Source organism: Micromonospora sp. NPDC049175 (assembly GCF_043197345.1).
In the GTDB taxonomy this organism is placed as follows: Bacteria; Actinomycetota; Actinomycetes; order Mycobacteriales; family Micromonosporaceae; genus Micromonospora.
In genome coordinates, this window is the sequence record NZ_JBICSY010000011.1 from 166,407 (window position 1) to 192,823 (window position 26,417).

The window sequence follows — 26,417 nt, forward strand, 5'->3', positions numbered from 1 at the left end:
CAACAGGCGGCGGCTCGGCGTCCTCAGCACGTTCTCAGGGCCGAGGGGGCAGGATGGGAGCAGGAGGTGCCACCATGTCCGTCCTGAGAAGCCGTCCCGTCCTTCGTTGGCTGGTCCCGGCCACCGCAGCCGTCGCCGTCATCGGCGGTGGAGCGGCGATCGGCACGTTCGCCGCCGAGGCCGAGCCGAGCCTGCCACCGCGTACCGCCGCCCAGCTCCTGGTCGACCTGCAGACGTCCCGACTGGAGGGGGTCTCCGGGACCGTCGTGCAGCGTGCCGACCTCGGCCTGCCGCCACTCGCCGGGCTGCTCCCCGGCAACGACCTGACCACCATGTTGACCGGCACGCACACCCTGCGGGTCTGGTATTCCGGCCCGGAGCGGCAGCGGGTCGCGCTGCTGGACACCCTCGGCGAGCAGGACGTGATCCGCAACGGCCGGGACGTGTGGACCTGGGAGAGTCGGACCAACACCGCCCAGCACCGCACACTCGGCGACACCGGGACCGGCCAGGCGGCGCCCGAGGCGCGGCCGAGCCTGCCGGCCACGCCGCAGCAGGCCGCCGACCTGGCGTTGGCCGCGATCGACCCGAGCACCCAGGTGAGCGTCGGCCGGTCGGCGACAGTCGCCGGTCAGGACGCGTACGAGCTGGTGCTCCAGCCGCGCGACCAGGGCTCCCTGGTGCACCAGCTACGGATCGCCATCGACGCCAAGCAGCACGTGCCGCTGCGCTTCGAGGTGCTCGCGAAGGGCAGCGACCAGCCGGCGTTCGAGATGGCCTTCACCCAGATCGACTACCGCCGGCCCGATGCGGACCAGTTCACCTTCAACCCGCCGCCCGGCGTGACCGTCACCGAGGAGAAGGCCGAGCGGCCGGCCGCGGGCAAGCCCGGCCACGTCGAGGCGGCCGCCGATCCGCAGGTACGCGCGGTGGGCACCGGCTGGACGACCGTGCTCGTCGCCCGCCTCGACGGGGCCCTCGGCGGCAAGCCGGCCGACGCGAAGCCGGCCGTGCCACCGGCGGGCGCCGCACCCGACCTGGATCTGTCGAAGCTGCTCGGCGGGCTCGCGGCGGTCAAGGGCGACTGGGGTAGCGGTCGTCTGCTCACCGGCAAGCTGTTCAGTGTGCTGCTCACCGACGACGGCCGGGTTCTCGCCGGCGCGGTCACTCCCGAGCGGCTCTACCAGGCCGCTCGCGGCTGATCCTCCGGTGTGCGCGCCGGGTCGACCCTCGCGGTTGGCCCGGCGCGTCATCGTGTCCGACCCGTCAGCGGGCGGCGGCGACGGGCAGCCCGGGTCGTGAGGCCGGCTGGGCGCGTCCGGCCCGCGCGCGGGCGACAGCCAGCGGTGCCGGCGGGCGCCGAGTCGGCGGTCGGTCGTGCCGGGTCAGGCGGCGCCGAGGGCGCTGAGGTAGGCGTCGGCGAGGATCGCGTGACCGGGCAGGTACGGGTGCACGCGGTCGTCGGCCCAGCGCGCCGACGGGCTGACCGCGAGGACCCGGTCGAACGCCGCCTGGTTGGGCACGTGCACGGCGTCGAACTCGGCGGCCAGCCCCGCCACCACCGCCGCGTACCTGTCGGTGTCGGCGCGTTGTGGAACGCCGCGGTCCGCCTCGATGAGGAACGGGTCGCCGAGGATCAGCCGGCAGCCGGTGGCGGTGACCGCCCGACGCAGCAGGTCGCGCAGGGTGCGCTCGTACTCCTCGATGCCGACGGCCTCGTGCGGGCGGTCGCCGTAGTGCCGCCAGATGTCGTTGATGCCGATCAGCACCGCGAGCCAGTCGGGGCGCTCGGCGATGGCGTCGTCGTCCCAGCGGGCGGCCAGGTCCCGTACCGTGTCGCCGCCCACACCCCGGTTGATCCAGGTCAGCTCCAACTCCGGGTGCCTGGCGTCGACGAACGCGCGGACGAGGCTGACGTAACCGGAGCCGTAGGGCGCGGCGACGTCGCGCCGACCACAATCGGTGATGCTGTCGCCGATGAAGACCACGCGTTGCCCCGCCCGCAGGATCATGTGACGCCACCTCGCGATCACCGGCGCCGAACCGCCGGGCTTGGTGCGAACCGGCGGAACGCGCTATCTTCAACAGTTCGAGGACACAAAAAAGAACGGCTAATAGCCGTTCCTGCAAAGGATTCTAATCTTTAGGGAGACGGCTTGTCAAGGCACTCCGGCGGTTCCGGCGAATTGCCGCTCGACGACGAGATCGGTCGCGAGCAGGAGTACGTCTCGATGCTCTACGACCGGCTGGACGGGCTGCGTGAGCAGGCCGCCCACCGGCTCACCGCCGAGCTGCGCAACACCGGCGGCACCCTCCAGGACCGCTCGCAGCGCGACAGCTCGGTAGCGATGTACGCCGATCAGGTCGAGCAGTTCTCCGCCGTGGAGAACGGGCTCTGCTTTGGCCGTCTCGACGGTGACGACGACTCCCGCCACTACATCGGCAGGATCGGCATCTTCGACACCACGGGTGACTACGACCCGCTGCTGATGGACTGGCGGGCCCCCGCCGCCCGCGCCTTCTATCTCGCCACTGCCGCCAACCCGCAGGGCGTACGCCGCCGCCGGCACCTGCGTACCCGCCAGCGCAAGGTGACCGGGCTCAACGACGAGGTCCTGGACATCGACTCCGCCGCCCCCGGCGGCCACGAGGAGCTGACCGGTGAGGCGTCGCTGCTCGCGGCGCTCAACGCGGGCCGCACCGGCCGGATGCGCGACATCGTCGAGACCATCCAGGCCGAACAGGACGAGGTCATCCGCGCCGAACTGCCGGGCGTCATGGTGGTCCAGGGCGGCCCCGGCACCGGCAAGACCGCCGTCGCGCTGCACCGGGCGGCGTACCTGCTCTACACGCACCGCCGCGAGCTCTCCAGCCGGGGCGTGCTGCTGGTCGGCCCGAACGCGACGTTCCTGCGCTACATCTCCCAGGTGCTGCCGACGCTGGCCGAGACCGGCGTGCTGCTGCGTACCCAGGCCGATCTCTTTCCCGGGGTGAGCGCCCAACGGGCCGAACCGGCGGAGACCGCGGCGCTCAAGGGCCGGGCCGTGTTGGCCGAGGTCCTGGCGCTCGCCGTCCGGGACCGGCAGTGGGTGCCGGACGAGCCGCTGGAGATCGAGGTCGAGCGGGAGGCGCTGAGCCTCGACCCGGAGACCGTCCGCACCGCCCGGGACCGGGTCCGCCGGGTCGACCGGCCGCACAACCTGGCCCGCGCGTTGTTCGCCACGGAGATCGTGCACGCGCTCGCCGACCAGGTGGCCGAACGGATCGGCGCCGACCCGCTGGGCGGCGACAACCTGCTCGACGAGGCCGACCGCGCCGAGATCCGCCGCGAGCTGCGCGAGGAGTCGGAGATCCAGGCCGCCCTCGACCGGCTGTGGCCGGTGCTGACCCCGCAACGCCTGCTCGCCGACCTGTACGCCGACCCGGACCGCATCGCCGCCGCCGCGCCGATGCTCACCGACGACGAGCGGGCGCTGCTGCACCGTGAGCCGGGCGGTTGGACGCCCGCCGACGTACCGCTGCTGGACGAGGCCGCCGAGCTGCTCGGCGAGGACGAGCGTGCCGCCGCCGCCCGCCGCGACCGCCTCCGGATGTTGGAACGGGAGTACGCCGAGGGCGTGCTGGAGATCGCCCGGGGTTCCCGTTCGATCGACGTCGAGGACGAGGCCGAGGGCGGTGAGATCCTCGGCGTGACCGACCTGATCGACGCGGATCGGCTGCTGGAGCGGCAGGAGGAGGCCGACCGGTTGACCACCGCGCAGCGGGCCGCCGCCGACCGAACCTGGGCGTTCGGCCACGTGATCGTGGACGAGGCGCAGGAGCTGAGCCCCATGGCGTGGCGGCTGCTGATGCGCCGCTGCCCGAGCCGCTCGATGACGATCGTCGGGGACGTCGCGCAGACCGGCGCGCTCAGCGGCACGCCGTCCTGGGCGGACGCCCTCGCCCCGTACGTGGCCCAGCGGTGGCGGTTGACCGAGTTGACGGTCAGCTACCGCACGCCGGCCGAGATCATGGCGGTCGCCGCCGACGTCCTGGCGGAGATCGACCCGGCGTTGCGTCCACCGCGCTCGGTGCGGGAGAGCGGCGTACCCCCGTGGGACCGGACGGTGCCCGGCGAGCGGCTGGCGGCGGAACTCGTCGCGGAGGCCACCCGTGAGGCGACCGCGCTGACCGAGGGTCGGCTCGGCGTGCTCGTGCCGGCCGGCCGGGTCGGCGAGTTGGGCACCGCGGTGGCGGCCGCGCTGCCGGAGGCGGCCGTGGGTGAGCATCCGGAGTTGGAGAGCCGGGTGGTGGTGTTGACAGTCGCGCAGGCCAAGGGGCTGGAGTTCGACTCGGTGCTCGTCGTCGACCCGGACCGGATGGTGGCCGAGTCCCCGCGCGGGCGCAGCGACCTGTACGTGGCCCTCACCCGCGCGACCCAACGCCTGGGTGTCCTCCGCCCCACCCCCACCCCCACCCCCACCCGTTGAGTCGATCATGAGGTTGACGTGGACTGTGATCTCCGTCAGCCACGTCAACCTCATGATCACGCCGCCAGGGGGGGCGGGTGGGTGGGGTCAGTCGGTGGATTTGTCCCTGATGGACTTTGCTGGTTCGGGCGCGGACGTGGACGCGTCGCTGGTGTTACCGCTGGTCGGCGTGCTCAGGCCGCCGGTGGTGGCGTCGCCGGTCGTGGTCGGTGCGACCTTGCCCGGGTGCCGCTCCGGCTGCCGCGCCACCCGGCGCACGCTCGCCGGACCGGCGGTGCCACCGGTGGTCGTCACCGCGCCCTGCCCACCGACCGGGCCACCGTCGCGCAGCACCTGCGGGTCGATCCGTTCCTTCGCCGGATCGAACGGGTCGTCGCGCTGGATCTGACTCTGCACATCGGTACGGGGAAGCGTCACCTCGTCGATGGCACCCTTGCCGTACACACCTCCGGCGATCCGATCCTCGGCCTGGCGGGCGGCGTCCTGCCGCATGTCGTCCTCACGCACGATCATCACCTCGCAGAAGCTGTGGAACCGACTGCGTGCCCGGCCACCGGCCGACCAAACCCGGGGTGACCGGGAGGTCGTCCACGGTGGTTCACCGTCGCGCCGCCCGCTGGCCGCCTGCCCGCCGTCCGAGATGTCCATGCTGTCCGGCGACCGGAGGGAGATGCCCACCGGCAGAGGGGATGACAGCGTGCGCACAGTACGCCGTACCGCCGTCGCGGCCCTGGTGGCCGCGACGGTGACGACCGGGCTCGCGGTGCCCGCCCAGGCGAAGCCGCGACCGGACCGGACATTCGACGTGCAGGCCCACCGCGGCGGCCTCGGGTTGCGGGTGGAGAACACCCTCGCGTCCTTCGGCAACGCCCTCCAACTCGGGGTGAGCACCCTCGAACTGGACGTGCAGATCACCGAGGACGGGCAGGCCGTCGTCACCCACGACCGGAAGATCAGTGGCGCCAAGTGCGTCGACACCGCCCCGGTGACGCCCGGCGACCCGGAGTTCCCGTACGTCGGCAAGTACGTCAACACGCTGAGCGTGGCCCAGGTGCGCTCGCTCGACTGCGGCACGAAGACGCTGCCGGACAAGCCCGGCCAGCTCGCCGTCCCGGGCGCCCGGATGCCGCTGCTGCGTGAGGTCTTCGCCCTGGTCAACCGTTACCGGGCGAAGGACGTGACGCTCAACGTCGAGACCAAGGTGGAGGCCGGCGCGCCGACCGAGACCGCGCCCCGCGACCAGTTCGTCCGGGTCACCGCGGCCGAGGTCCGTGCCGCCGGGCTGCTCAAGCAGGTCACCATCCAGAGTTTCGACTGGGGTGCGCTGATGCGCATGCGTCAGGTCGAGCCGGAGCTCCCGCTTGTCGCCCTGACCAACTACGACTTCCTGCAGACCGGACAGCCGGGCGCCTCGCCGTGGCTGGGCGGGCTGGACATCGACGACTTCGGTGGCGACCCGATCAGGGCGATCCGCAGCTTCGGCGCCAGCGCCTTCTCGCCGGTGCACGGCATGCCGCAGAACGGCACGGTCACCGACCCGGGCTACCAGCCGTACGTCACGAAGGAGATGGTCGCCCGGGCGCACCGCTACGGGATCAAGGTGATCCCGTGGACCGTCGACGACGTGCCGACCATGAACAAGCTGATCGACGACGGCGTGGACGGCATGATCACCGACTACCCGGACCGGCTGCGGGGTGTGCTGGCGCAGCGCGGCTACCGGCTGCCCAAGGCGTACGCGGCGCCGTTCGACATCCAGGCGCACCGGGGCGGTCGGGCCACCCGGCCGGAGAACACCCTGCCGGCCTTCTCCAACGCGCTGTCCAACCGGGCCATCTCCACCCTGGAACTGGACACCGGCGTGACCGCCGACGGCACGCTCGTGGTGCTGCACGACCGCACCGTCAACGGGTCACACTGCGTCGACACCAAGCCGGTGCGCCGCGGTGACCCGAAGTTCCCGTACGTGGGCAAGCCGGTGCACGAGCTGACGCTGGCGCAGCTCAAGACCGTCGACTGCGGTACGAAGACGCTGCCCGAGCTGCCCGCGCAGGTGCCCGCGCCGGGTGCCCGGATCCCGACCCTGGACGAGGTCTTCGCCCTGGTGAAGGCCAGTGGCCGCAGCGACATCGGAATGAACATCGAGACGAAGATCAGCCCGGTGGTGAACGACACCGAGCCTTACCGCGGCTTCACCCGCAAGCTCGTCGACGCCATCCAGCGCGCCGGCTTCACCAACCGGGCCACCATCCAGTCGTTCGACTGGCGCACCATCACCTACGCGCGACAGCTCGACCGCCGCATCGGCACGGTCGCGCTGGTCTGGCAGTACGGCCCGGCCGAGTGCGCGACCCTCGCCGACGAGTGCTCGCTGGAAGCGGTCTACGGCAACCCGTCGGTGCGCAGCCCGTGGACCGGTGGACTGGACTGGTGGAAGTACCAGGATCTCGGCAAGCTGACCCGGGCCGCCGGCGCGGGCACGGTGTCGGCCAACTGGCAGGTGCACGACCCGAAGCAGGGCACCGTCGCCTCGGCGGACTGGTACCTGCGGGAGAACCCGGCATACTTCCACGGACCGGACGTACGGACCCTCCAGAAGCGCGACGGGCTGAAGGTGATCCCCTACACCGTCGATGACGCGACGGTGATGCAGCGGGTCATCGACCTCGGTGTCGACGGCATGATCACCGACGACCCGGACCTTCTGGTGAGCGTGGCCAGGCGCAACGGCCTGCGCTGACCCGGTCGTCCACCCGATCGCCGGCCGGATTTTTCCGGCCGGCGATCGGTGTTACCTGCTCGGGGGCCTCGGGTAGTCGGGGGGTGTCCCCGCCACGAAAGCGAACCGTGCCGTGGCCGACACGCGGTAGCGGGGCGAGGGAATGCAGGTACGACTCATCGCATCCTGAGGAGGACCAGATGAGCACGCAGGCTGCTTCCACCCGGCCGATGAACCGGCCCATGAACGACCCGCAGAATCCCGCGTCGATGCGGGACATGCCGACCCAGCAGATGCCGTCCATGCGGGACGGGCATCGGGACCCGATGCCGTCGCCGGGCACGGAGACCAAGCAGGCGTTCCTGACGACGGAATTCTGGGTCTACGCCGCCGCGGTCGCGCTCGTGGTGATCGCCGCGTTCTGGAAGGGCACCACCGCCAACGGGTTGAACATCAACAACCCGAACCAGGCGTGGCTGTTCCTGACCATCCTGACCGGTGGATACCTGGTCAGCCGTGGTTTGTCGAAGGCCGGCTCCGCACGTCGTTCCGGCCGCGAGCGCAAGAAGCACTGACGACTCACGCGTGAAGCAGTGGCCTCCGGGAGAATCTCCCGGAGGCCACTGTCGTCGTGTGGGGCAGGGCTACTCGTCGCCGCCGAAGTCACCACCGAAGTCGCCGCCGAAATCACCCTCGAACGCGTCCTCGATCATCTCGCCGGCGACCATGCCGCCCGCGACACCGAGCGCCGCCCCGGCCACCATGCCGCCCATCCCGTGCCCACGGCCACGACCGTGACCGTGGCTCGGGCCGTACTGGGACCGCAGGTTGCCGTAGCGGGACGTGGTCTCGCGCAACCAGCCGTCGACGACCTGCGCCCAGTCCACCCGGTCGACGTCGGTGTGCGCCACCTGGAAGCGACCGAACGCGTCGTGCCCGGCGCTGAGGAAGCCACCCCGTTTGTCGCACTCCAGGATGACCTCGACGCCGCGCTGGCTGGTCACGAAGGTCAGCTCGACCTCGTTGATCGTGCCCGCGTACTGCGGAGCGGCGAAGAACTCGATCTCCTGGTAGAACGGCAGCGTCTGCTGGACGCCCCGAATGTGACCGCGCTCCAGGTCGGCGTGCTTGAACCGGAAACCGAGCCGCTGGAACGCCTCCAGGATCCGCTCGTGCACCGGCAGCGGGTGCACCGCCACCTGGTCCAGGTCGCTCTTGTCGACCGCGCGGGCGATCGAGAGCTCGGTACGCAGGCCCATCGTCATCCCGTGGAGGCGCTGGCCGTACACGTCGGTGATCGGGGTCTCCCACGGCACCGGGAGCTGGAACGGGATCGAGAGCTGCTGCTTGGGGGCGAGCAGGAACGCGCCGCTGACCGCCATCCGGTGAAACTCCAGGGTGCCGGAGTATTCGGCGTCGTGCCCCTCGACCTCGACCCGGGTCACCAGACCGATCACCACCTGCTCGATGGCCGCCTCAGCGTCGCCACCGACGAGGTTCACCTGCCCGTCGAGGGTCAGGCCGGGCCGGGTGTTGGGGTTGGTCAGCACCGTGTCCACACTGGGACCACCCACACCGAACGCGCTCAACATCTTCTTGAAGACCATCGGAACTCCTGTGCGACGCCGACCGCTCCAGGCTGGAGTCGGACGTTGACTCGAGCGGCACCTTATCCAGCACCCCTGTGAGATGGCTGTGAAGCGCCCGCGAGGACACCCCGACTTCCGTGAGCCCGGGGTCGGTCAGCGGTGGAGATCGGCGATCGCCAGCTCGGCCGCACGGACCGGATCGTCTCCGGCTCGGTTGAGCAACCCGTCCAGGAACCAGTGGCCGGAGATGTCGGACCCGTCGTCGATGTCGAGGTACAGGCCGAGGTCGCACCGCTCGCCGAAGATCGCGACCCGCAGATCGGGGCGGAGCTGGTGCACGGTCTCCAGGACCTGCCACGCCGACTCGTCGCGCTCGCCACGGCGCACCGGGTCACACTCCCGCAGGGCATCGACGACACCGTCCGCGGTGGGATCGAACCCGTCCAGCAGCGGCAACAGCGACGCGTCCGCCAGGTACGCGGCGGCCTGGAAGGTGAACGTGTGCACCCCCTCCCACGCGAGCAGGTCGCGTACCAGGGGAACTGCCCGCGCGTCCCGCCGCCGCGCCAACCCTCGGGCGCCCTCCGCGCGTACCTCGTCGTCGGTGTCGCGGGTACGGTCCCACAGCGCCCGCCGGACGGCGTCCCCGTCCGCGGTGCTCAACCAGCCGAGGCCGAAGGTCGCCCACTCGCGCACCTCGGGGTCGGCGTCGGCGCTCAGGACGATCAGCGCAGCCACACCGTCCTCGGGAGGGTGATCGTCGATCAGCACCATCGGCAGCGCGGCCGCGACCTGGAACCGCACATCCTTGTCGGGGCTGCCGGCGAGGGCGACCAGGGTGGGCAGGGCACGGGGATCGCAGGTGGCGCCCAGGGCGCGGGCGATCGACCAGTGCACCTCAGGATCGACCTCGGTGTCGGCCAACGCGATCAGGGCGGTTGCGGCGTCGCTGCGCAGGTCGTCCCCGTGCACGTCACTCGCGAAGCCGAGCAGGTCGCACGCCGCCGCGCGCACCACACGGTCGGCGTCGGCCAGGTGCGCGAGCGCCAACCGCACGGCGACAGCGCCCGACCCGGCCGCGTGTCGAAGCAGATCGGACCCGTCGTCGTCGGAGTCGCCGGGACCGCCCGAGTCGACGACGCGGCGGAGCTGTTCCACCGCTTGGTCGAACAACTCCGCCGCCTCGTGTGATTCCACCGGCGAATGGTGTCACGCGAGTCGGTGGGCCGCACCAGCACGAGTCGGCAGTGCCCGCACCGCTGCTGGCGAGTGGGGCGTGGGCTCGGTCAGTATCCGATGGCCTCGCGGAGAAGCAGCACGGTGCCGCGCCCAGGGCGAGGTTCCGCGTTGAGGATGAGCAGCCGGTTGATGGCGCTGGGCACCCCGTACGCCGCCTGGGCGCGGACGTTCTCCAGCGGTAAGGCGTGCTCCTCGACGCGGCGCAGCGCTGCGCTCAGGTCAGGAACCACCTTCTGCGCGCCGACGATCCACACCGCGTGGGTGGCACCGCCCGCGTTGGCAGGGAGTTGACTGCCACTGCCCGAGGCAAGGACGAGCGAACCGGTCTCGGTGACCGCGGCGACACTGTTGACGACGAAGTCCGGGGTAGCGACAAGCCTTCGGATCTCGTCGGCGCCGGTGGCACGGTCGATGGCCAGGACGCGCGGCCTGATGGCGTCGTACCGGCCATGGGCGTTGATGTCCTCGTCGATGCCGGACAGTCGGAGGGTTTCGCTGGATCCGGTGAGCACGCTGGCACCCTCGGGGACCAAATCCTTGACGCGGGCGCGCGCGGCGGCGGCATCGTCGAGGATCTCGGCGGCGAAGCCGTTGGCACGCAGCGCAGCGGCCACCCGCTCCAGTCGTTCGGCCGATGCCGGGTCGACGAAGGACAAGGTCGGAGCCGTGGTGGCCGTGGCATCTGCCAAGTCGGTCCCGGAGTCCTGCGCGGCGTGGGGTGCCGAGCCCGCCAGCGGGGAGGTGTCGAGGTACCTGACCTCGTACACCCGCTCGGCGAACTTCCAGCCCTCCACGGTGCGCTGGTAGCGGTCGTGGTAGACGGCGTAGTTCAGACCCTGCCGTCCGTCGAGGGTGCGCGCGAGTTCCTGGATGTAGGCGCGGCCGGTCGCGGTGTCGCCGTCCAGCAGGATCGTGCCGGGGTGTGTGGTCTGAACGAAGAAGTCCCACTGGCTCTGCAGCCGCTCACCCCCGGCACGGATCGCCGCACGGCCGACCAGCTCGACGGGGATGTTGGGCATGCGCAGGGCGCCGTCCAGGGTGAACAGCGACGCCAGGCGGGGCCGATCGCGCATCATCGCCGAGTCGGTGAACTCGCCGCGCAGTGCCTCGATCTCGACCCGGTCCGCGATGGCCTGGAATTCGTTCATCAGAGTCCCCTCTTCCGCCATGTTGTCGGCCTCACCGGTACGACAACGCAGCCCTTCGGAATGTGAGGTGGCGCTTCGGCCTCACCTTCCGGTGCGCTGTCTTGTCGTAACGGGTAGAGGCACCGAAGCGAGCGAGGGAGACGGCCAGACCATGACCACCAGAGTCGAGCCCGGCGACGAGCACAGCGATCCGGGCCTCAGCGCGATCATGAGCGAGCGGCGCCAGTTGATCAACCTCGCCTATCGACTCGTCGGGTCCCTTGCCGACGCCGAGGACGTCGTGCAGGAGACCTACGCCCGCTGGTACGCCATGTCCGCGCGGGAGCAGCAGGCCATCGAGTCGCCCGGCGCCTGGCTAATGACGGTCGCCAGCCGCATCTGCCTGAACCTGCTCGGCTCGGCGCGTGCGAGGCGGGAGACGTACGTGGGCGACTGGATCCCGGAACCGCTGCCCGAGCCCTCGGAGTGGATCACCGGGCGCTCCGACGTCGGCGGAAACGATCCGGCCGATCGGGTCACCCTCGACGAGTCCGTGACGATGGCCTTCCTGGTCGTCCTCGACTCGATGACCCCGGCCGAACGCGTCGCGTTCGTCCTGCACGACGTCTTCCGCTACCCCTTCGGCGAGGTCGCCGAGATCGTCGGCCGCACTCCGGCGGCGTGCCGCCAACTGGCCTCGTCCGCCCGCCGTCGCGTCCGCACCGCGCAGACCCCGACGGGCCCGAGTGCCGGGCAGGCCAGCATCGTCAGGCAGTTCAAGACGGCGTGGGAAGCCAAGGACATCGACGCCCTGATCAGTCTGCTCGACCCCCACGCCACCGCGACCGCCGACGGCGGCGGGCTCGCCGTCACCCACCTGCAGCCGATCGTGGGCGGGGAGCAGATCGCCCGCGCCTACGCCGAGATCGCGCGTGTGGCGGGCGATCGCACGACTTTCGTGGAGTGCATGGTCAACGGCTTGCCCGGCTTGTTGGCGCAGCAGGACGACACCGTCGCGACCGTGTTCGCGTTCGAGATCGCGCACGACCGGATCAGGCACATCTGGGCGGTGCGTAACCCCGATAAGCTCCGAGCCTGGCGGCTCAGCTGAGGTGCGATCGGATCGCGACCAGCACCAAGATCTACGAGACGGAACCTAGCCGAACTCGCCGTCCTTGACACCGAGGACGAACGCGGTCCATCCAGCGGAGGGATAGACGAGGGTTGCCGCAGCGCGATCCTTGCTGTCCCGTACCGCCACTCGACTAGAACCGTCCAGGACGGGCCCTGCCTCGACACAACTGCCGCCGTTGCTGTTGCTCCGAGTGCTGATGTGCCAGGCCACGGCCGGCAAGGCGTCGTTCATGGCAGTTCCTCCGTGATCTTCGCGATCAGCTTGGCCGCCTCGCGCTGATCGAGCGCGACATCCTGGAGGCGATGGTACGCGAGCGCGTAGCGTTTCGACTTCGGAGATTCCATGAACCGACGCCCGCCCAGAGTCTCGGCGTAGGCGACGTCGGGATAGGGCTTGGGCATCCGGAAGAGCACGAACGAGCCATCAAGTCCGGCATGCAGGCCGACCTGCGATGGCAATACGCGGACGTCGATGTGCTGTCGTCGCATCACCTCCGCGAGGTGTTGGAGTTGGCCGCGCATCACGGCAGGGCTTCCGACTGGTCGCCGAAGAACAGCTTCGTCGATGATTGCCGCTACGCGGACGGGTGGCTCCCGTGTGAGCACACGCTGACGGTCGATCCTCAATTGCAGCCACTTGCCGACCGAGAAATCCGTTGCCTGCTCCCCCTCCGCGTTGCGGATCACCGCTTCCGCATAGGCCGTGGTCTGCATGAGGCCCGGCATGAGGAACGCGTCCCACGAGCAGATGTGCTCTGCCCTGGTCTCCAACCAGGGAAAGTCGATGAAAGAGGCGTCCACCAACTCGTCGTAGTCGTCGTCCCACCGGTCGGTCCGCCAGGCATCTTCGGCAAGCTGGATGAAGCGGCTCCGCTCACGCCCGTCATGCTCGCCGTAGAGATCGAGCAGCGTCACGACGACTTCCCGGCGGAGCGGCCACTCGGCACGCTCCCAACGGGCGATGGACGAGAAGTCCCGCTCCAGGAACTCGGCCGCCTGTTTGAGGGTGATGCCGCGCTGTTCCCGCAACTGTCGCATCTGCTGGCCGAGCCACTGGGCACGCAATGTCTGGACGAATGATTCACGCCTGCCGGGCATGGGTTCCCTTCCTTAGCCGTCCCTCATGACGAACTTTGTTGGTGTCGTTGCACCAATGCCGAGACCACTGGAAACGTGGCCTTCGGGTGAGGGTGATCGCCGGCCCCCGGGGAAGCCCGGTGCAAACACGGCAACCGCGGCTGCGCCAACAGCCGAGAAGGTGACGAGAGACGGCCTCGCGAGTGGCAGTCGCATACCGGGCTCTCGTCGGGTCTCCACTAGAGCGTCGGGATGTGCGAATCCCGGCTCCGAACCGACTTGAACGAATACCTACCACGAAATTGGGCGCCCTCGCGACCCTGACTCACCCGTCGACGACGACGAGAGGTGGACGATGACCAGAAGCTCGCTCTACGACGGCGGCCGACTGCATCCGCGGCACGTCCGCGACCGTCAGTTCGCCACCGTCGGCTTCGGCCGGCGGGGCCTCGATCCCGCAGAGGTACGGAGGTTCCTGCACCGGGTCGCGCTCGACCTGACCGTGCTGCACCAGGATCTGGCGCTGCTCAGCGCGGAGAACGCCCGGGTGAAGCGGGCACTGCGTGCCTGGCACGGCACCGGGCCCGAGAGGCGTCGGCCGTGATCCCGCCGTACGAGCCGCCCGCTGGGATCTTCGTGCCGCTGCCTCGGGCCGCCGTGCTGGCGTTCACCGAGTCGTCCGAACCGCCGCCCCGACACGTGATCCACCTGCCGGTGGCGGTTCCCGACCTGGCCGGAGCGCTGGAGATGGCCCGTACCCTCGCCCGGTCGCTGGCGCCGATGCCACAGGTCGACGTCGTCGGCACCACCGTCTCGGCCGAAGACGCGCAGGACGTACGACATTGGGTTTTCTGCGACCGGATCATGCCCGATCGACGCCGGTGTGCGCGGCCGGCCGACCACACCGGAGTCTGCGTGCCCAACGACGACCCCTAGAGCGGCGGGTCCGTCATTCCGCCCCAGCCTCACGAGCCTGCCGTCGGCTGTGCGCCGACTCACTCGCGACGCGCTCGTCGAGCAGCACGGCGGCGACGGTCTCCGGCGCCTCGTGCATGGCGTCGTGGCCGGTCGGGACATCGTGGATCTGCCAGTCGGGATCGCCTTCGAGTCGGGCACGGAGGTGCGCGAACGGCGTGCGGTCCTCCCATCCGGAGCAGTAGACGAACTCGCGGCGCGGGACCTGGGCGAGCGTGCCCGTGAGCCGAACCGTTTGCAGGAACGAGCCGAGGGGGTGGGGACGGCGGCGGGGGTCGCCGTCACCCGGCGGGTCGACGGCGTAGCCGGTGGATGCGGCACCGGCAACGAACACGTCCCGGAAGTGCTCGCTGGTCGACGACCAGCACGACTCGCCGTCGCGCGGGACGTAGGCGTCGAGGTGAACCAGCCGGGAGATCCGGCCACCGGCGCGGTCCGCGGCGGCGGTGATCACCATCCCGGCGTAGCTGTGGCCGACCAGGGTCACGTTCGTGAGGTGGGCGCGATCGAGCAGCCGCAACACGTCGTCGGCGTGCGTGTCGAGGTTGGCGGTCGCGACGGTCTCCTTGTCGTCGTCCGGCCGCAGACCGGTCAGGGTCAGGGCGTGAACGGCATGACCGGCACGCTCCAACAGCGGAATCACCGCCTCGAACGCCCAGGCGCCCTTCCAGGCGCCGGGCACGAGGACAAACGTCGCCATGTGTTTCTCCCTGTCTCAAGCCGAGGCGTCGAGGCACGCCGCCCCGACGTCAGGCGGTTCGGTCGGGCGCTGTGCGCGGCCGAGAACCACCCGCTTGAAGGTAGTCTCGCCGGATCCACAGGTGGCCCACTACCGATAGGTGACCACGTAATGCCCGTTCGGCCACGGGTCGATGTCACCGGCATCACGGTCTCGGCGGAGGACGCGCAGCACGTACACCATTGGGCCTTCTGCGACCGGGTCATGCCCGATCGCCGCCGCTGTCTGCGGCGGGCCGACCACGACGAGGCCTGCTCGCCCGTAGACGATCCCTAGATCGACTTCTACCATCGTGGACGATGAAGACGAGGCGACGGGCACGGGCAGCCATGCTCGCTGCGGCGGTCGGGCTGCTGGTGGTAATCGGATGCGTCACGACAGTCGTGGTCGAGACGCGTGGATGCCGGGAGTCACTGAAGGCCGACGAGGCGAAGGTCCGAACCAGCCGGTGGGATCCGCCGGAGGACCTGCCAAACATCGGTGAATATTCGGAGATTCACTGGCAGGCGCGCGCCTTGGGCAACCCGTGTTCCCTGGTCCCCGGCCCAACGGACTGGGAGCATCAGGGCGTCGCCGTCCTGCGTCCCCAGGATGCGCGCACGTTGGCAGCGCAGTTCGAGTTCGTGCCGTTCGCTGCCGACAAGCCGGCTGAGTTGCCGCACTCGCGCACACCTGCGGGTGTTTGGCCGAGCCTCGTATCATTCCTTCCGACCGAGCCCCGGTGGCTGCACAGCCAGGCCTACGACGAGACCCCGCCGTCGCCAGGCGGCCGGGTGGTGTTCCTGGACGTGGAACACCAGACGCTGCTGTTCATGCTCTGAGGCACGCCTCACGCGCTGCCGCATGGTCGACTCGGGTTTCTGGATAGTGCGGTGTCCGGGTGGCCGGGACGCCCCGGTTTTCAGGAGGCCGAGTCGATCAAGGTTGGGCACGCGCGACGTTGGACGTCTAGTCGGGCTCGACGATGACCAGCTCGCCCACCTGTTCGCCGATCGTGGTGCGTGCCTCGGGTGGCAGCCCACGGTCGGTGATGAGGACGTCGGCGGCCTCCAGTGGGGCGATGGTGGCGATGCCGATGGTCTCCCACTTGGTGTGGTCGGCGAGCACCACGAGCCGGCGGGCGGCGCCGATCAGGCACCTGTTGACACCGGCCTCCAGCAGGTTGGGGGTGGTGAATCCGGTACGCGGGCTGATCCCGTGCACGCCGAGGAAGAGCAGGTCGACGTTGAGCGCGCTGATCGCCGCCTCGGCCACCGGCCCGGTCAACGCGTCCGACGGAGTGCGGATGCCGCCGGTCAACACGACCGTCTGGTCGCCGCGCGGGTCCTGGTAGAGCGCGTCGGCCACCGGGATCGAGTTGGTCACCACGGTCAGCCCCCGCACGTCGGAGAGCAGGGTGGCAAGCGCGGCGGTGGTGGTGCCGGCGGAGAGCGCGATCGCCATCCCCGGCTCCACCATCGTCGCCGCCCGCTCGGCGATCGCACGCTTCTCCGCCTGCTGGCGGATCGACTTCGCGGCGAAGCCGGGCTCCTCGGCCGAACCCGGCCCGGCGAGTGTCGCGCCGCCGTGCACCTTGTCCACCAGGCCGCGCTCGGCCAGCGCCTCCAGGTCGCGGCGGATCGTCATGTCGGACACGCCGAACCGGCTGACCAGGTGGCTCACCCGTACGCCGCCGCGTTGGCGGATCAGATCGAGGATGGCGGTCTGCCGCTGTTGGGCGAGCATCTGGGGATTCTCCTTCGTGCGTACCGTCGCCGAGGTTCAGGCCGGATCGTCGGTCCGATCCTCGCGGACGACCGCCACCGCACCGGCCGGCACCATCAGCTCACCGGAGCATTGCGCACCGGTCAACAGATCGGTGCCGCGCGCCGGGAGCCGGATCTCCGCCTCGGTGTGGTTGAGGACGAACAGCCAGGTGCGCTCGCCGTCGCGCCGGCGTACCACCTCCACGCCGGGCGGCGCCGGCACCGGCGGGCGCACGCCGGCCTCGTCGAGGAGCCGGGCGACCAGCCGGTCGGTGGCCGCGTCGTCCAACCGGGTGCCGACATACCAGGCGGCGCCGTCGCCGACGCGGTGCCGGGTCAGCGCCGGCACGCCCGGCAAGGGCCCGTCGGTGTACGACGCGAGCACCTCCGCGCCGTCCGGGTGCAGCCACTCGGTCCACACGTCGGCGGTGCTGCCGTCGTCGAGGCGGACCTGCTCGCCCTCGCGCAGGGGGAAGAACTCCTCGGTCCGTACGCCGAGCAGCTCCCGGAACGCGCCGGGGTAGCCACCGAGGCGGATGTGGTCGTTGGGGTCGACGATGCCGCTGAAGTAGGTGACCGCCGCGGTGCCGCCACCCACGACGTGGCGGTGCAGTGCGGCGACGTCGGCGTCCCGGACCAGGTAGAGGGTTGGCACCACGACAAGCCGGTAGCCGCTGAGGTCGGCCGACGGGTGGACGACGTCGGCGGTCACGCCGGCCCGCCACAGGGCCCGGTAGAGGGCGTTCAGTCGGTCGTCGTAGGTGATGTCGGCGCTGGGGTGGGAATCCAGCTCCACTCCCCACCACGCCTCCCAGTCGAACAGGATGGCCACGTCGGCGTCCACCCGACTGCCGCGTACCTCGGCGAGGGCCTTGAGGTCGGCGCCGAGTTGGCAGACCTCGCGGAACACCTTGGTGTCCGGCCCGGCGTGCGGCACCAGCGCGGAGTGGAACTTCTCGGCGCCGGCCCGGGAGGCCCGCCACTGGAAGAACAGCACGCCGTCGGCGCCGCGGGCGACGTGCGCCAGACTGTTGCGGCGCAGTTGGCCGGGCAGCTTGGCCACGTTGCGGGGCTGCCACTGGACCGCACTTGTGGAGTGCTCCATCAGCAGCCACGGATCGCCGCCGGCGACGCCCCGGGTGTGGTCGGCGGCCAGCGACAGACCGAGGTGCGCCTGCGGGTCGGCGGCGGTCAGGTAGTGGTCGTTGGACACCAGGTCCACGTCGTCGGCCCAGGACTGGTAGTCCATGTGCTTGACGCCCATGCCGATCATGAAGTTGGTGGTGATCGGCTGGCGGACCAGTGTCTTCAGGACCTCGCGTTCGGCGCGCAGTTGGGCGCGCAGCTCGTCGGAGGAGAAGCGCAGGAAGTCGAGCTGCTGCGTGGGGTTGGCGAAGGCCGTCACCGTGCGCGGCGGGTTGATCTCGGCCCAGTCGCCGTAGTGCTGACTCCAGAACGCGGTGCCCCAGGCGTCGTTGAGCCGGGCCAGGTCGCCGTAGCGTTCCCGCAGCCACCGGCGGAACGCCTCGGCGCTGACGTCGCAGTAGCAGTGCGCGTTGTGGCAGCCCAGCTCGTTGGAGACGTGCCACATCACCACGGCGGGGTGTTCGGCGTACCGGCCGGCGACCGCCCGCACCACCTCCAGCGACCGCTCGCGGAAGATGGGCGAGCTGGGGCAGTACGCCTGGCGGCCACCCGGCCAGAGGATCGTGCCGTCGGCCTGTCGGGGCAGCGTCTCCGGGTGCGCCCGGGCCAGCCACGGCGGCGGGCTGGCGGTGGCGGTGGCCAGGTCGACCTGGATCCCGCCGTCGTGCAGGAGGTCCAGCGCCCGGTCCAGCCAACCGAACTCGAAACGGCCCGGGGTGGGCTCCAGCAGGGCCCAGGAGAAGATGCCGACCGAGACCAGGTTGACCCCGGCCCGGCGCATCAACTCGACGTCCTCGGGCCAGGTCTCCTCAGGCCACTGCTCGGGGTTGTAGTCGCCGCCGAAATAGATGCTGTCACCCTGCCATCGCCGCATGAGAGCAGAGGGTGCACCTCGCGCGGTGTCGAAGTCAACAGGTTCCAACATCGATCCGTTTTCCAACGTTTACCGGGTTACCCGCGTATCACAACTGGGTTATCGAAGGTGAACTGCCCCCTTGACAGCGCCTGACTGAGGGGTAACTTGAGGCCCCACTGGCCGATCGTGTTGACCAATGTGGATTCTCGGTGGATCCCAGTGGTCGATCACGTCGACGTACCTCCCACCACCCCCACCTCTGACGGCCCTGGCGCGTAGCACCTCTTCATCCGCAGGAGGCACAGATGTCCCGTCCCCGATCCCAGGCCGAGTACCTCGCTCGGCTCGTACCACCCTCCGTCGCCGGCATCAACCGACGATCCCTGCTGGCTGGCGCGGCTGGCACGGGCGCCCTGCTCGGCACCGGCCTCCTCGCCGGATGCGGCGACGACTCCGGCTCCGGCGGGTCCAGCAAGGACGTGTCGCTCGGCTCCAACCAGTCCGACCCGAAGCCGAAGGACGTCCTCGTCAAGGTCACCGACGGGTTCAAGACCGCGTCCGGCGTGCAGGTCGCGGTGAACACCGTCGACCACAACACGTTCCAGGAGAACATCAACAACTACCTACAGGGCAAGCCGGACGACGTCTTCACCTGGTTCGCCGGCTACCGGATGCGCTTCTTCGCCCAGAAGGGCCTGGCCAGCGACATCAGCGACGTGTGGGGCAAGATCTCCGGCTACTCCGACGCCTTCAAGAAGGCCTCCACCGGCGACGACGGCAAGCAGTACTTCGTGCCCGCGTCCTACTACCCCTGGGCGGTGTTCTACCGCAAGTCGGTCTGGCAGCAGCACGGCTACCAGGTGCCGACCACCCTGGATCAGTTCACCGCGCTCGGCGCGCAGATGAAGAAGGACGGCCTCACCCCCATCGCCTTCGCCGACAAGGACGGCTGGCCCGCGATGGGCACCTTCGACATCCTCAACCTGCGGATCAACGGCTACCAGTTCCACGTGGACCTGATGGCCGGCAAGGAGGCCTGGACCTCCGACAAGGTCAAGAAGGTGTTCGACACCTGGGCCGGTCTGCTCCCCCTGCACCAGCCGGACAGCCTCGGCCGCACCTGGCAGGAAGCCGCGCAGTCGTTGCAGCAGAAGAAGAGCGGCATGTACCTGCTCGGCCTCTTCGTCGGCCAGCAGTTCAGCAACGAGGAGCAGAGCGACCTCGACTTCTTCACCTTCCCCGAGATCGACCCGTCGATCGGCGCGAAGGCCCTGGACGCGCCCATCGACGGCTACATGATGGCCCGCAAGCCCAAGAACGAGGACAACGCCCGCAAGCTGATGGAGTATTTCGGCGGCAAGACCGCCGGGGACATCACGGTCAAGAGCGACCCGACCACCCTGGTCGCCAACACCAGCGCGGACACCAGCGGCTACACGGCGTTGCAGAAGAAGGCCGCCGAGCTGGTCGGCTCGGCTACCGAGATCGCCCAGTTCCTGGACCGGGACACCCGACCGGACTTCGCGTCCACAGTGATGATCCCGGCGATCCAGCAGTTCATCAAGAACCCCAAGGACATCGACGGGCTCACCTCGTCCATCGAGAACCAGAAAAAGTCGATCTTCACCGACTGACGGCGGAAGGGGAAGGACATCGTGTCCGACCTGCCCCTGATCCAAGCGGATCGCGCCGTGCCGCCGCCGGCCTCGACCACCTCCACGGGTGGTCGTCGCCGGCGGCTACGGCTCCTGTCCCGCACCGACCGCGTGGTCATCACGCTGATGGTGCTCGTCCCGCTGCTGCTCGTCACCGGGCTCGTCTGGATGCCAGCCGCGGCCACCGTGCTGCTGTCCGGCACCAACTGGGACGGCATCGGCCCCCTCAACGAGATCGAGTTCGTCGGCGCGCGCAACTACAGCGACGTGGTGAACATCTACCCGCCGTTCGTGCCGGCCATCCAGCACAACCTGCTCTGGCTGGCCGCCCTGTTCGTCATCGCCACCCCGTTCGGCATGTTCCTGGCCGTCCTGCTCGACAAGGAGCTGCGCGGCAGCCGCTTCTACCAGACCGCGCTCTACCTGCCGGTGGTGCTCTCGCTGGCGCTCATCGGCTTCGTCTGGCAACTGCTCTACTCCCGCGACCAGGGCCTGATCAACGCCGTGTTCGGCAGCAGCATCGACTGGTACGGCGATTCGAGCGTCAACATCTGGGCGGTCCTGGTCGCCTCCGGGTGGCGGCACGTCGGGTACATCATGCTGCTCTACCTGGCCGGGCTGAAGGGCGTCGACCCTTCGCTGCGGGAGGCGGCGGCGGTCGACGGCGCCTCGGAGAGCCGGGCGTTCTTCCGGGTGGTGTTCCCGGTGATGCGGCCCATCAACATCATCGTGCTGGTGGTGACGGTGATCGAGTCGCTGCGCGCGTTCGACCTGGTCTGGGTGGTCAACAAGGGCCGCAACGGGCTGGAGCTGATCTCCGCGCTGGTCACCCAGAACGTGGTGGGTGAGGCGAGCCGGATCGGCTTCGGCTCGGCACTGGCCACGATCATGCTTGTCGTCTCGCTCGTCTTCATCACCATCTACCTGGCGACCGTGATGAGGGAGAACCGGGAATGAGCGTGGAGACTCGGGTTCGTCGGCGCACGCTGACCCCGTTACGGCTGCTGCTGCACGGCTTCCTCATCGTCGTCTCGCTGGCCTGGCTCTTTCCGATCGCCTGGGCGGTGCTGACCTCGCTGCGCTCGTACGACTACACCGCCGCAAACGGGTACGTGTCGTTCGGCGGCTGGACCCTCGACAACTACGTCACCGCCTGGCGGACCGCGGAGTTCGGCAAACACTTCCTCAACTCGGTGTACATCACCGTGCCGGCGGTGCTGCTCACGCTCTTCCTCGCCTCCTGCGTGGCGTTCGTCATCGCCAGGTTCAGCTGGAAGCTCAACATCGTCCTGCTCGGGGTGTTCACCGCCGCCAACCTGCTGCCCCAGCAGGCGTTGCTCATCCCGCTGTTCCGGCTGTTCACCGAGGTGCCGCTGCCGGAGTTCATGAGCGACTCGGAGCTGCTCTACGACAGCTACTGGGGGCTGATCCTGATCAACGTGGCCTTCCAGTGCGGGTTCTGCGTCTTCGTGCTCAGCAACTACATGAAGGCGCTGCCCCGCGACCTGTACGAGGCGGCGATGGTCGACGGAGCCAGCATCTGGCGGCAGTACTGGCAGGTCACCATGCCACTGTGCCGACCGGCCCTGGCGGCGCTGGCGACCCTGGAGGTGACCTGGATCTACAACGAGTTCTTCTGGGCCACCGTCCTGATGCGCACCGGGGACAAGTTCCCGGTCACCAGCTCACTCAACAACCTGCGCGGCGAGTTCTTCACCGACAACAACCTGGTCTCGGCGGGCAGCGTGCTCGTCGCGATACCCACCCTGGTGATCTTCTTCATGCTCCAGCGGCACTTCGTCCGGGGCCTGACCTTGGGAGCCTCCAAAGGATGACAATCCTGCACCTGCGCCGCGCGCGGACCAGCCTGGTGCTCGACGCGCGCGGCCCGGGGCTGCCCCGGATCGTGCACTGGGGCGGCGACGTCGGCGACCTCGACGACGACGCCCTGCGCCACCTCGCCGAGGCGACGGTGCCGCCGGTCGTGCCGAGCAGCTTCGACCAGCCGCCTCCGCTGTCCCTCCTGCCCGAAGCGAGCGCGGGGTGGAGCGGCCGGCCCGGACTGGCCGGGCACCGCGACGGACGAGACTGGTCCACCGCGTTCCGCCTCGACGGGTTCGACCTGCACGAGGACCCCGACCCCGGGCACCCGGCTGCGGGTGGGGAGGCGGTGGGCGTACTCCCGGCCGACGGTGGGCACGACGGGCCCGGCGCGGCGCGGCTGACCGTGCGGGCGTCGGACCCGGCCGCCGGGCTGACCCTGACCAGCGAGATCGTGCTCGACCCGCACGGCCTGCTGACCGTCCGGCACCGGCTGCGCAACGACGGCGACACGGCGTACGAGCTGCGGGAGCTGACGCCGGTACTGCCGGTGCCGGCGGTCGCCACCGAGTTGCTCGACCTGACCGGCCGGTGGTGCCGGGAACGGTCGCCGCAGCGGCACCCGTGGCCGCACGGCGCCTGGGTCCGCGAGGGCCGGCACGGCCGGACCGGGCACGACGCCACGTTGCTGCTGGTGGCCGGCACCGCCGGGTTCGGGTTCGGCCACGGCGAGGTGTGGGCGGTGCACACCGCGTGGAGCGGCGACCACGTCACAGTCGCCGAGCGTCGGCCCACCGGCGAGTCGACCCTCGGCGGCGGCGAGCTGCTGGCCCCCGGCGAGATCCGGCTCGGCCCCGGCGAGTCGTACGACACTCCCCTGCTCTACGCGGTCTGGTCCGACGCCGGGCTGGACGGGCTCAGCGACGTGCTGCACACCCACCTGCGGGCTCGACCCGGGCACCCGCGCTCCCCCCGACCGGTGACCCTCAACGTCTGGGAGGCGGTCTACTTCGACCACGACCTGGACCGGCTGCGGGCCCTCGCCGACCGGGCCGCGCAGATCGGCGTGGAGCGGTTCGTGCTCGACGACGGTTGGTTCCGCGGCCGGCGCGACGACACCGCCGGCCTCGGTGACTGGTACGTCGACGAGTTCGTCTGGCCCGACGGCCTGCAACCGCTCATCGACCACGTGACCGGCCGGGGCCTGGAGTTCGGTCTGTGGGTCGAGCCGGAGATGGTCAACCCCGACTCCGACCTGTTCCGCGCGCACCCGGACTGGCTGCTCGCCGTGCCGGGCCGGCTGCCCCCGGCGTGGCGCAACCAGCAGGCGCTCGACCTGGGCCGCCCGGAAACCTACGACTACCTGCTGGAACGCCTCGACGCGCTGCTACGCGACCATCCCGGCATCAGCTACCTCAAGTGGGACCAGAACCGCGACCTCACCGAGGCCGGGCACCACGGCCGCCCCGGCGTGCACGGCCAGACCCTCGCGGTCTACCGGCTGCTCGACGAGGTGCGCCGCCGGCATCCCGGCGTGGAGATCGAAAGCTGCTCGTCCGGCGGCGCCCGGGTGGACCTGGCCATCCTGGCCCGCACCGACCGGGTCTGGGCCAGCGACTGCAACGACGCCCTGGAACGGCTCGGCATCCAACGCTGGACCGGGCTGCTGCTGCCGCCGGAGCTGATGGGCACGCACATCGGCCCGCACCGCTCACACACCACGAACCGCGTCCACGACCTGGGCTTCCGGGCGGCGACCGCGCTGTTCGGCCACCACGGCATCGAGTGGGACATCACCTCGATCAGCACCGCCGACCAGACCGAGTTGGCCGCCTGGGTGGCACTGCACAAGCGGCTACGCCCACTGCTGCACGCCGGGCGGGTGGTCCGGGTCGACCACCCGGACCCGGCCGTCTGGGCCCACGGCGTGGTCGATCACGACAACACCCGGGCGGTGTACGCGATAGCGCGGCTGAGCACCTCGGTGACGCAGACTCCGGGCGCGGTACGACTGCCCGGCCTCGACCCCGGGCGGCGATACCGGGTGCGACAGGTGGCGGACGTGCCGGCCCCGGCGACAATCGAGCGGTCCGCGCCGGCCTGGCTGGCGAACGGTGTCACCCTCAGCGGGGCGGCGCTGACCCGGGTGGGCGTGCAACTGCCGGCCCTGCACCCGGAGCAGAGCCTGGTGCTGGAGGTCGACGCCGTTGTCTGACAAGATTCTCCGAAATCTTCGGTCGGAGTGTCGAGAAGGGCTTCGCCTGTTTCTACCTCAGGGTGAGAGCACCGACGAGGGTGCGCAGGCGTGAGGGGCCAATCATGAAATACATGCTGCTGATGCAGTTCAGCGCCGCCGGGACCGACTTCCCGAGCATCGACACCTGGACCCCGCAGGAGGTCCGGGCGCACATCGCGTTCATGGGCGAGGTCAACGGCAAGCTCACCGCCGCCGGAGAGTGGGTCGACGCGCAGGGCCTCGGCGGCCCACAGCAGGCCCGGATCGTCCGCGCCGGCGAGGGCGGAGCGCCGGTGGTCACCGAGGGGCCGTTCGCGGAGACGAAGGAGTTCCTGGCCGGCTACTGGATCGTCGACTGTGACAGCCCGCAGCGCGCGGTGGAGCTGGCCGCGTACATCTCCACCGCACCCGGCCCCGGCGGCCGTCCGCTGAACATGCCGATCGAGGTGCACCCGGTGATGTCCGCCCCACCCCAGGAGCTGTGACGGCTGATCACCGACCCCCGCATCGAGGACCTGCTGCGCGAGTTGGCGCCGCAGGTCCTCGGCGTGCTCGCCCGTCGTTTCGGTGACTTCGCCACCGCCGAGGACGCGGTGCAGGAGGCGCTGCTGGCCGCCGCCACCCAGTGGCCGACCGAGGGGTTGCCGACGAACCCACGCGGCTGGCTGATCCAGGTCGGTTACCGCCGGATGATCGAGCTGGTCCGCGGTGAGCAGGCCCGGCGTCGCCGGGAGGACCTGGTCGCCCGCCGCGACCCCGACGACCGGCAGTACGCACCCGCCGCGGACGAGGAGTTGACCGCCGAGCGGGACGACACGCTGGTCCTGCTGATGCTCTGCTGCCATCCGGCGCTCGCCCCGACGTCGGCCGTGGCGCTGACCCTGCGGGCCGTCGGCGGGCTGAGCACCGCCGAGATCGCCCGCGCGTTCCTGGTGCCCGAGGCGACAATGGCGCAACGGATCAGCCGGGCCAAGCAGCGCATCCGCGCGTCCGGGCTGCCGTTCCGGATGCCGGAGGAGGCGGAGCGGGCCGACCGGCTGGCCAGCGTGCGGCAGGTGCTCTACCTGGTCTTCACCGAGGGCCACACCAGCACCGCCGGCCCGGACCTGCGCCGGATCGACCTCGCGGCGGAGGCGATCCGGCTGACCCGCGCACTGCACACGCTGCTGCCCGACGACAGCGAATCGACAGGGCTGCTGGCGTTGATGCTGCTGACCGAGGCGCGCGGCCCGGCGCGGACCGGGCCCTCCGGAGAGCTGATCTCACTTGCCGACCAGGACCGCAGCCGCTGGGACACGGCGGCGATCGCCGAGGGCATCGCACTCGTCACCCGTGCGCTGCCGCGTGGGCCCGTCGGCCCGTACCAGGTGCAGGCCGCCATCGCCGCCCTGCACGACGAGGCGCCGAACACCTCGCAGACCGACTGGCCGCAGATCCTGGCGCTCTACGAGGTGCTGGAACGGCTCGTCGGCAGCCCGGTGGTGGCGCTCAACCGCGCCGTGGCGACCGCCATGGTGCACGGACCGGCGGCCGGCCTCGCCGCCCTCGACGCGCTGCTCGACGACCCCCGACTGGCCGGGCACCACCGGCTGCCCGCCGCCCGCGCCCACCTGCACGAGATGGCCGGCGACCGGGAGCAGGCGATCATTGACTACCGGGCCGCCGCCGCGCGCACGAGCAGCCTGCCCGAACAGCGGTACCTGACGATGCGGGCAGCGCGACTCGCCGCCGAGCCCGTCGACCTCCGTGACGACACGCTCTAATTGGCAATCTTGGACACTTTCCGTTAGCGCGGAACTGTGCTGTCCCGAGACATGTGTCAAGGTGAAGTCCCGATAGATGTGTCATGGGTTGTTGATCATGTTGTTCGGGTGAGGGTGATGTAGTCCT

Annotated in this window: 24 protein-coding genes; 14 read left to right on the top strand and 10 right to left on the bottom strand. The window is 70.2% G+C overall.

Features of this window, described 5'->3' with window-relative positions; translation table 11 throughout:
• Window positions 1–74 precede the first annotated feature (74 nt).
• Complete coding sequence (locus ACGFH8_RS31510; RefSeq protein WP_393374378.1) at window positions 75–1,202, top strand: outer membrane lipoprotein carrier protein LolA; 1,128 nt, start codon at window positions 75–77, stop codon at window positions 1,200–1,202.
• 183 nt (window positions 1,203–1,385) lie between these two features.
• Here the strand turns inward: ACGFH8_RS31510 and ACGFH8_RS31515 are convergent, their stop codons facing one another.
• On the bottom strand, window positions 1,386–2,012 hold the full coding sequence (locus ACGFH8_RS31515; RefSeq protein ID WP_393374381.1) for an SGNH/GDSL hydrolase family protein: 627 nt from the start codon (window positions 2,010–2,012) through the stop codon (window positions 1,386–1,388).
• Window positions 2,013–2,156: 144 nt separating this feature from the next.
• Between ACGFH8_RS31515 and ACGFH8_RS31520 the strand changes: the two genes are divergently transcribed.
• Complete coding sequence (locus ACGFH8_RS31520) at window positions 2,157–4,469, top strand: HelD family protein (protein ID WP_393374384.1); 2,313 nt, start codon at window positions 2,157–2,159, stop codon at window positions 4,467–4,469.
• Window positions 4,470–4,556: 87 nt separating this feature from the next.
• Here ACGFH8_RS31520 and ACGFH8_RS31525 read toward each other — a convergent pair whose 3' ends face one another.
• On the bottom strand, window positions 4,557–4,976 hold the full coding sequence (locus ACGFH8_RS31525; protein ID WP_393374448.1) for a hypothetical protein: 420 nt from the start codon (window positions 4,974–4,976) through the stop codon (window positions 4,557–4,559).
• Window positions 4,977–5,166: 190 nt separating this feature from the next.
• On the opposite strand from ACGFH8_RS31525, the gene ACGFH8_RS31530 reads away from it, so the two are divergent.
• Together ACGFH8_RS31530 and ACGFH8_RS31535 are read left to right on the top strand one after the other, a co-directional pair.
• A complete protein-coding gene (locus ACGFH8_RS31530) occupies window positions 5,167–7,209 on the top strand; it encodes a glycerophosphodiester phosphodiesterase family protein (RefSeq protein WP_393374387.1) in 2,043 nt (680 codons plus the stop codon).
• A gap of 272 nt (window positions 7,210–7,481) precedes the next feature.
• On the top strand, window positions 7,482–7,763 hold the full coding sequence (locus tag ACGFH8_RS31535; RefSeq protein ID WP_393374449.1) for a hypothetical protein: 282 nt from the start codon (window positions 7,482–7,484) through the stop codon (window positions 7,761–7,763).
• 69 nt (window positions 7,764–7,832) lie between these two features.
• Here the strand turns inward: ACGFH8_RS31535 and ACGFH8_RS31540 are convergent, their stop codons facing one another.
• The 3 genes from ACGFH8_RS31540 to ACGFH8_RS31550 all read right to left on the bottom strand — a co-directional run bounded on the left by ACGFH8_RS31540 (window position 7,833) and on the right by ACGFH8_RS31550 (window position 11,164).
• On the bottom strand, window positions 7,833–8,795 hold the full coding sequence (locus ACGFH8_RS31540; protein ID WP_393374390.1) for a sporulation protein: 963 nt from the start codon (window positions 8,793–8,795) through the stop codon (window positions 7,833–7,835).
• Between the two features lie 135 nt (window positions 8,796–8,930).
• Window positions 8,931–9,974: a HEAT repeat domain-containing protein gene (locus tag ACGFH8_RS31545; RefSeq protein WP_393374393.1), complete on the bottom strand. Its 1,044-nt coding sequence runs from the start codon at window positions 9,972–9,974 to the stop codon at window positions 8,931–8,933.
• Between the two features lie 89 nt (window positions 9,975–10,063).
• Window positions 10,064–11,164, bottom strand: coding sequence for an LUD domain-containing protein (locus ACGFH8_RS31550; RefSeq protein WP_393374396.1), 1,101 nt, complete (start codon window positions 11,162–11,164; stop codon window positions 10,064–10,066).
• A 151-nt stretch (window positions 11,165–11,315) separates the two neighbouring features.
• On the opposite strand from ACGFH8_RS31550, the gene sigJ reads away from it, so the two are divergent.
• A complete protein-coding gene (sigJ, locus tag ACGFH8_RS31555) occupies window positions 11,316–12,254 on the top strand; it encodes an RNA polymerase sigma factor SigJ (protein WP_393374398.1) in 939 nt (312 codons plus the stop codon).
• A gap of 45 nt (window positions 12,255–12,299) precedes the next feature.
• On the opposite strand, the gene ACGFH8_RS31560 is transcribed toward sigJ, so the two are convergent.
• Entirely contained in the window at window positions 12,300–12,509 is a 210-nt protein-coding gene (locus ACGFH8_RS31560) for a DUF397 domain-containing protein (protein WP_393374401.1), read from the bottom strand.
• Window positions 12,506–13,375: a helix-turn-helix domain-containing protein gene (locus ACGFH8_RS31565; RefSeq protein ID WP_393374403.1), complete on the bottom strand. Its 870-nt coding sequence runs from the start codon at window positions 13,373–13,375 to the stop codon at window positions 12,506–12,508. The genes ACGFH8_RS31560 and ACGFH8_RS31565 overlap by 4 nt, the downstream gene beginning before the upstream one ends.
• 334 nt (window positions 13,376–13,709) lie before the next feature.
• Here ACGFH8_RS31565 and ACGFH8_RS31570 point away from each other — a divergent pair, with 334 nt between their 5' ends.
• Window positions 13,710–13,958 carry a DivIVA domain-containing protein gene (locus ACGFH8_RS31570; RefSeq protein ID WP_393374406.1) on the top strand — a complete coding sequence of 83 codons (249 nt, stop codon included), beginning with the start codon at window positions 13,710–13,712 and terminating at the stop codon, window positions 13,956–13,958.
• A 95-nt stretch (window positions 13,959–14,053) separates the two neighbouring features.
• Window positions 14,054–14,290, top strand: coding sequence for a hypothetical protein (locus tag ACGFH8_RS31575; RefSeq protein ID WP_393374451.1), 237 nt, complete (start codon window positions 14,054–14,056; stop codon window positions 14,288–14,290).
• Between the two features lie 13 nt (window positions 14,291–14,303).
• Here the strand turns inward: ACGFH8_RS31575 and ACGFH8_RS31580 are convergent, their stop codons facing one another.
• Window positions 14,304–15,029, bottom strand: a complete 726-nt coding sequence (locus ACGFH8_RS31580) for an alpha/beta fold hydrolase (protein WP_393374407.1) — start codon at window positions 15,027–15,029, stop codon at window positions 14,304–14,306.
• 338 nt (window positions 15,030–15,367) lie between these two features.
• On the opposite strand from ACGFH8_RS31580, the gene ACGFH8_RS31585 reads away from it, so the two are divergent.
• Window positions 15,368–15,889: a hypothetical protein gene (locus ACGFH8_RS31585; protein WP_393374410.1), complete on the top strand. Its 522-nt coding sequence runs from the start codon at window positions 15,368–15,370 to the stop codon at window positions 15,887–15,889.
• Between the two features lie 127 nt (window positions 15,890–16,016).
• On the opposite strand, the gene ACGFH8_RS31590 is transcribed toward ACGFH8_RS31585, so the two are convergent.
• A complete protein-coding gene (locus tag ACGFH8_RS31590; RefSeq protein ID WP_393374413.1) occupies window positions 16,017–16,793 on the bottom strand; it encodes a DeoR/GlpR family DNA-binding transcription regulator in 777 nt (258 codons plus the stop codon).
• Between the two features lie 36 nt (window positions 16,794–16,829).
• Window positions 16,830–18,833, bottom strand: a complete 2,004-nt coding sequence (locus tag ACGFH8_RS31595) for a beta-galactosidase (RefSeq protein WP_393374416.1) — start codon at window positions 18,831–18,833, stop codon at window positions 16,830–16,832.
• Window positions 18,834–19,120: 287 nt separating this feature from the next.
• Between ACGFH8_RS31595 and ACGFH8_RS31600 the strand changes: the two genes are divergently transcribed.
• From ACGFH8_RS31600 to ACGFH8_RS31625, 6 genes are all read left to right on the top strand, one after another.
• Window positions 19,121–20,449: an ABC transporter substrate-binding protein gene (locus ACGFH8_RS31600; RefSeq protein WP_393374419.1), complete on the top strand. Its 1,329-nt coding sequence runs from the start codon at window positions 19,121–19,123 to the stop codon at window positions 20,447–20,449.
• A gap of 21 nt (window positions 20,450–20,470) precedes the next feature.
• The gene (locus ACGFH8_RS31605) at window positions 20,471–21,427 is read left to right on the top strand and encodes a carbohydrate ABC transporter permease (protein WP_393374422.1); all 957 of its coding nucleotides are present in this window, start codon (window positions 20,471–20,473) and stop codon (window positions 21,425–21,427) included.
• Window positions 21,424–22,305 carry a carbohydrate ABC transporter permease gene (locus tag ACGFH8_RS31610; protein ID WP_393374425.1) on the top strand — a complete coding sequence of 294 codons (882 nt, stop codon included), beginning with the start codon at window positions 21,424–21,426 and terminating at the stop codon, window positions 22,303–22,305. The genes ACGFH8_RS31605 and ACGFH8_RS31610 overlap by 4 nt, the downstream gene beginning before the upstream one ends.
• Window positions 22,302–24,506, top strand: a complete 2,205-nt coding sequence (locus tag ACGFH8_RS31615) for an alpha-galactosidase (protein WP_393374428.1) — start codon at window positions 22,302–22,304, stop codon at window positions 24,504–24,506. The genes ACGFH8_RS31610 and ACGFH8_RS31615 overlap by 4 nt, the downstream gene beginning before the upstream one ends.
• A gap of 104 nt (window positions 24,507–24,610) precedes the next feature.
• Window positions 24,611–25,012 carry a YciI family protein gene (locus tag ACGFH8_RS31620; RefSeq protein WP_393374430.1) on the top strand — a complete coding sequence of 134 codons (402 nt, stop codon included), beginning with the start codon at window positions 24,611–24,613 and terminating at the stop codon, window positions 25,010–25,012.
• A 6-nt stretch (window positions 25,013–25,018) separates the two neighbouring features.
• On the top strand, window positions 25,019–26,290 hold the full coding sequence (locus tag ACGFH8_RS31625) for an RNA polymerase sigma factor (RefSeq protein ID WP_393374454.1): 1,272 nt from the start codon (window positions 25,019–25,021) through the stop codon (window positions 26,288–26,290).
• The last annotated feature ends 127 nt before the right edge of the window (window positions 26,291–26,417 follow it).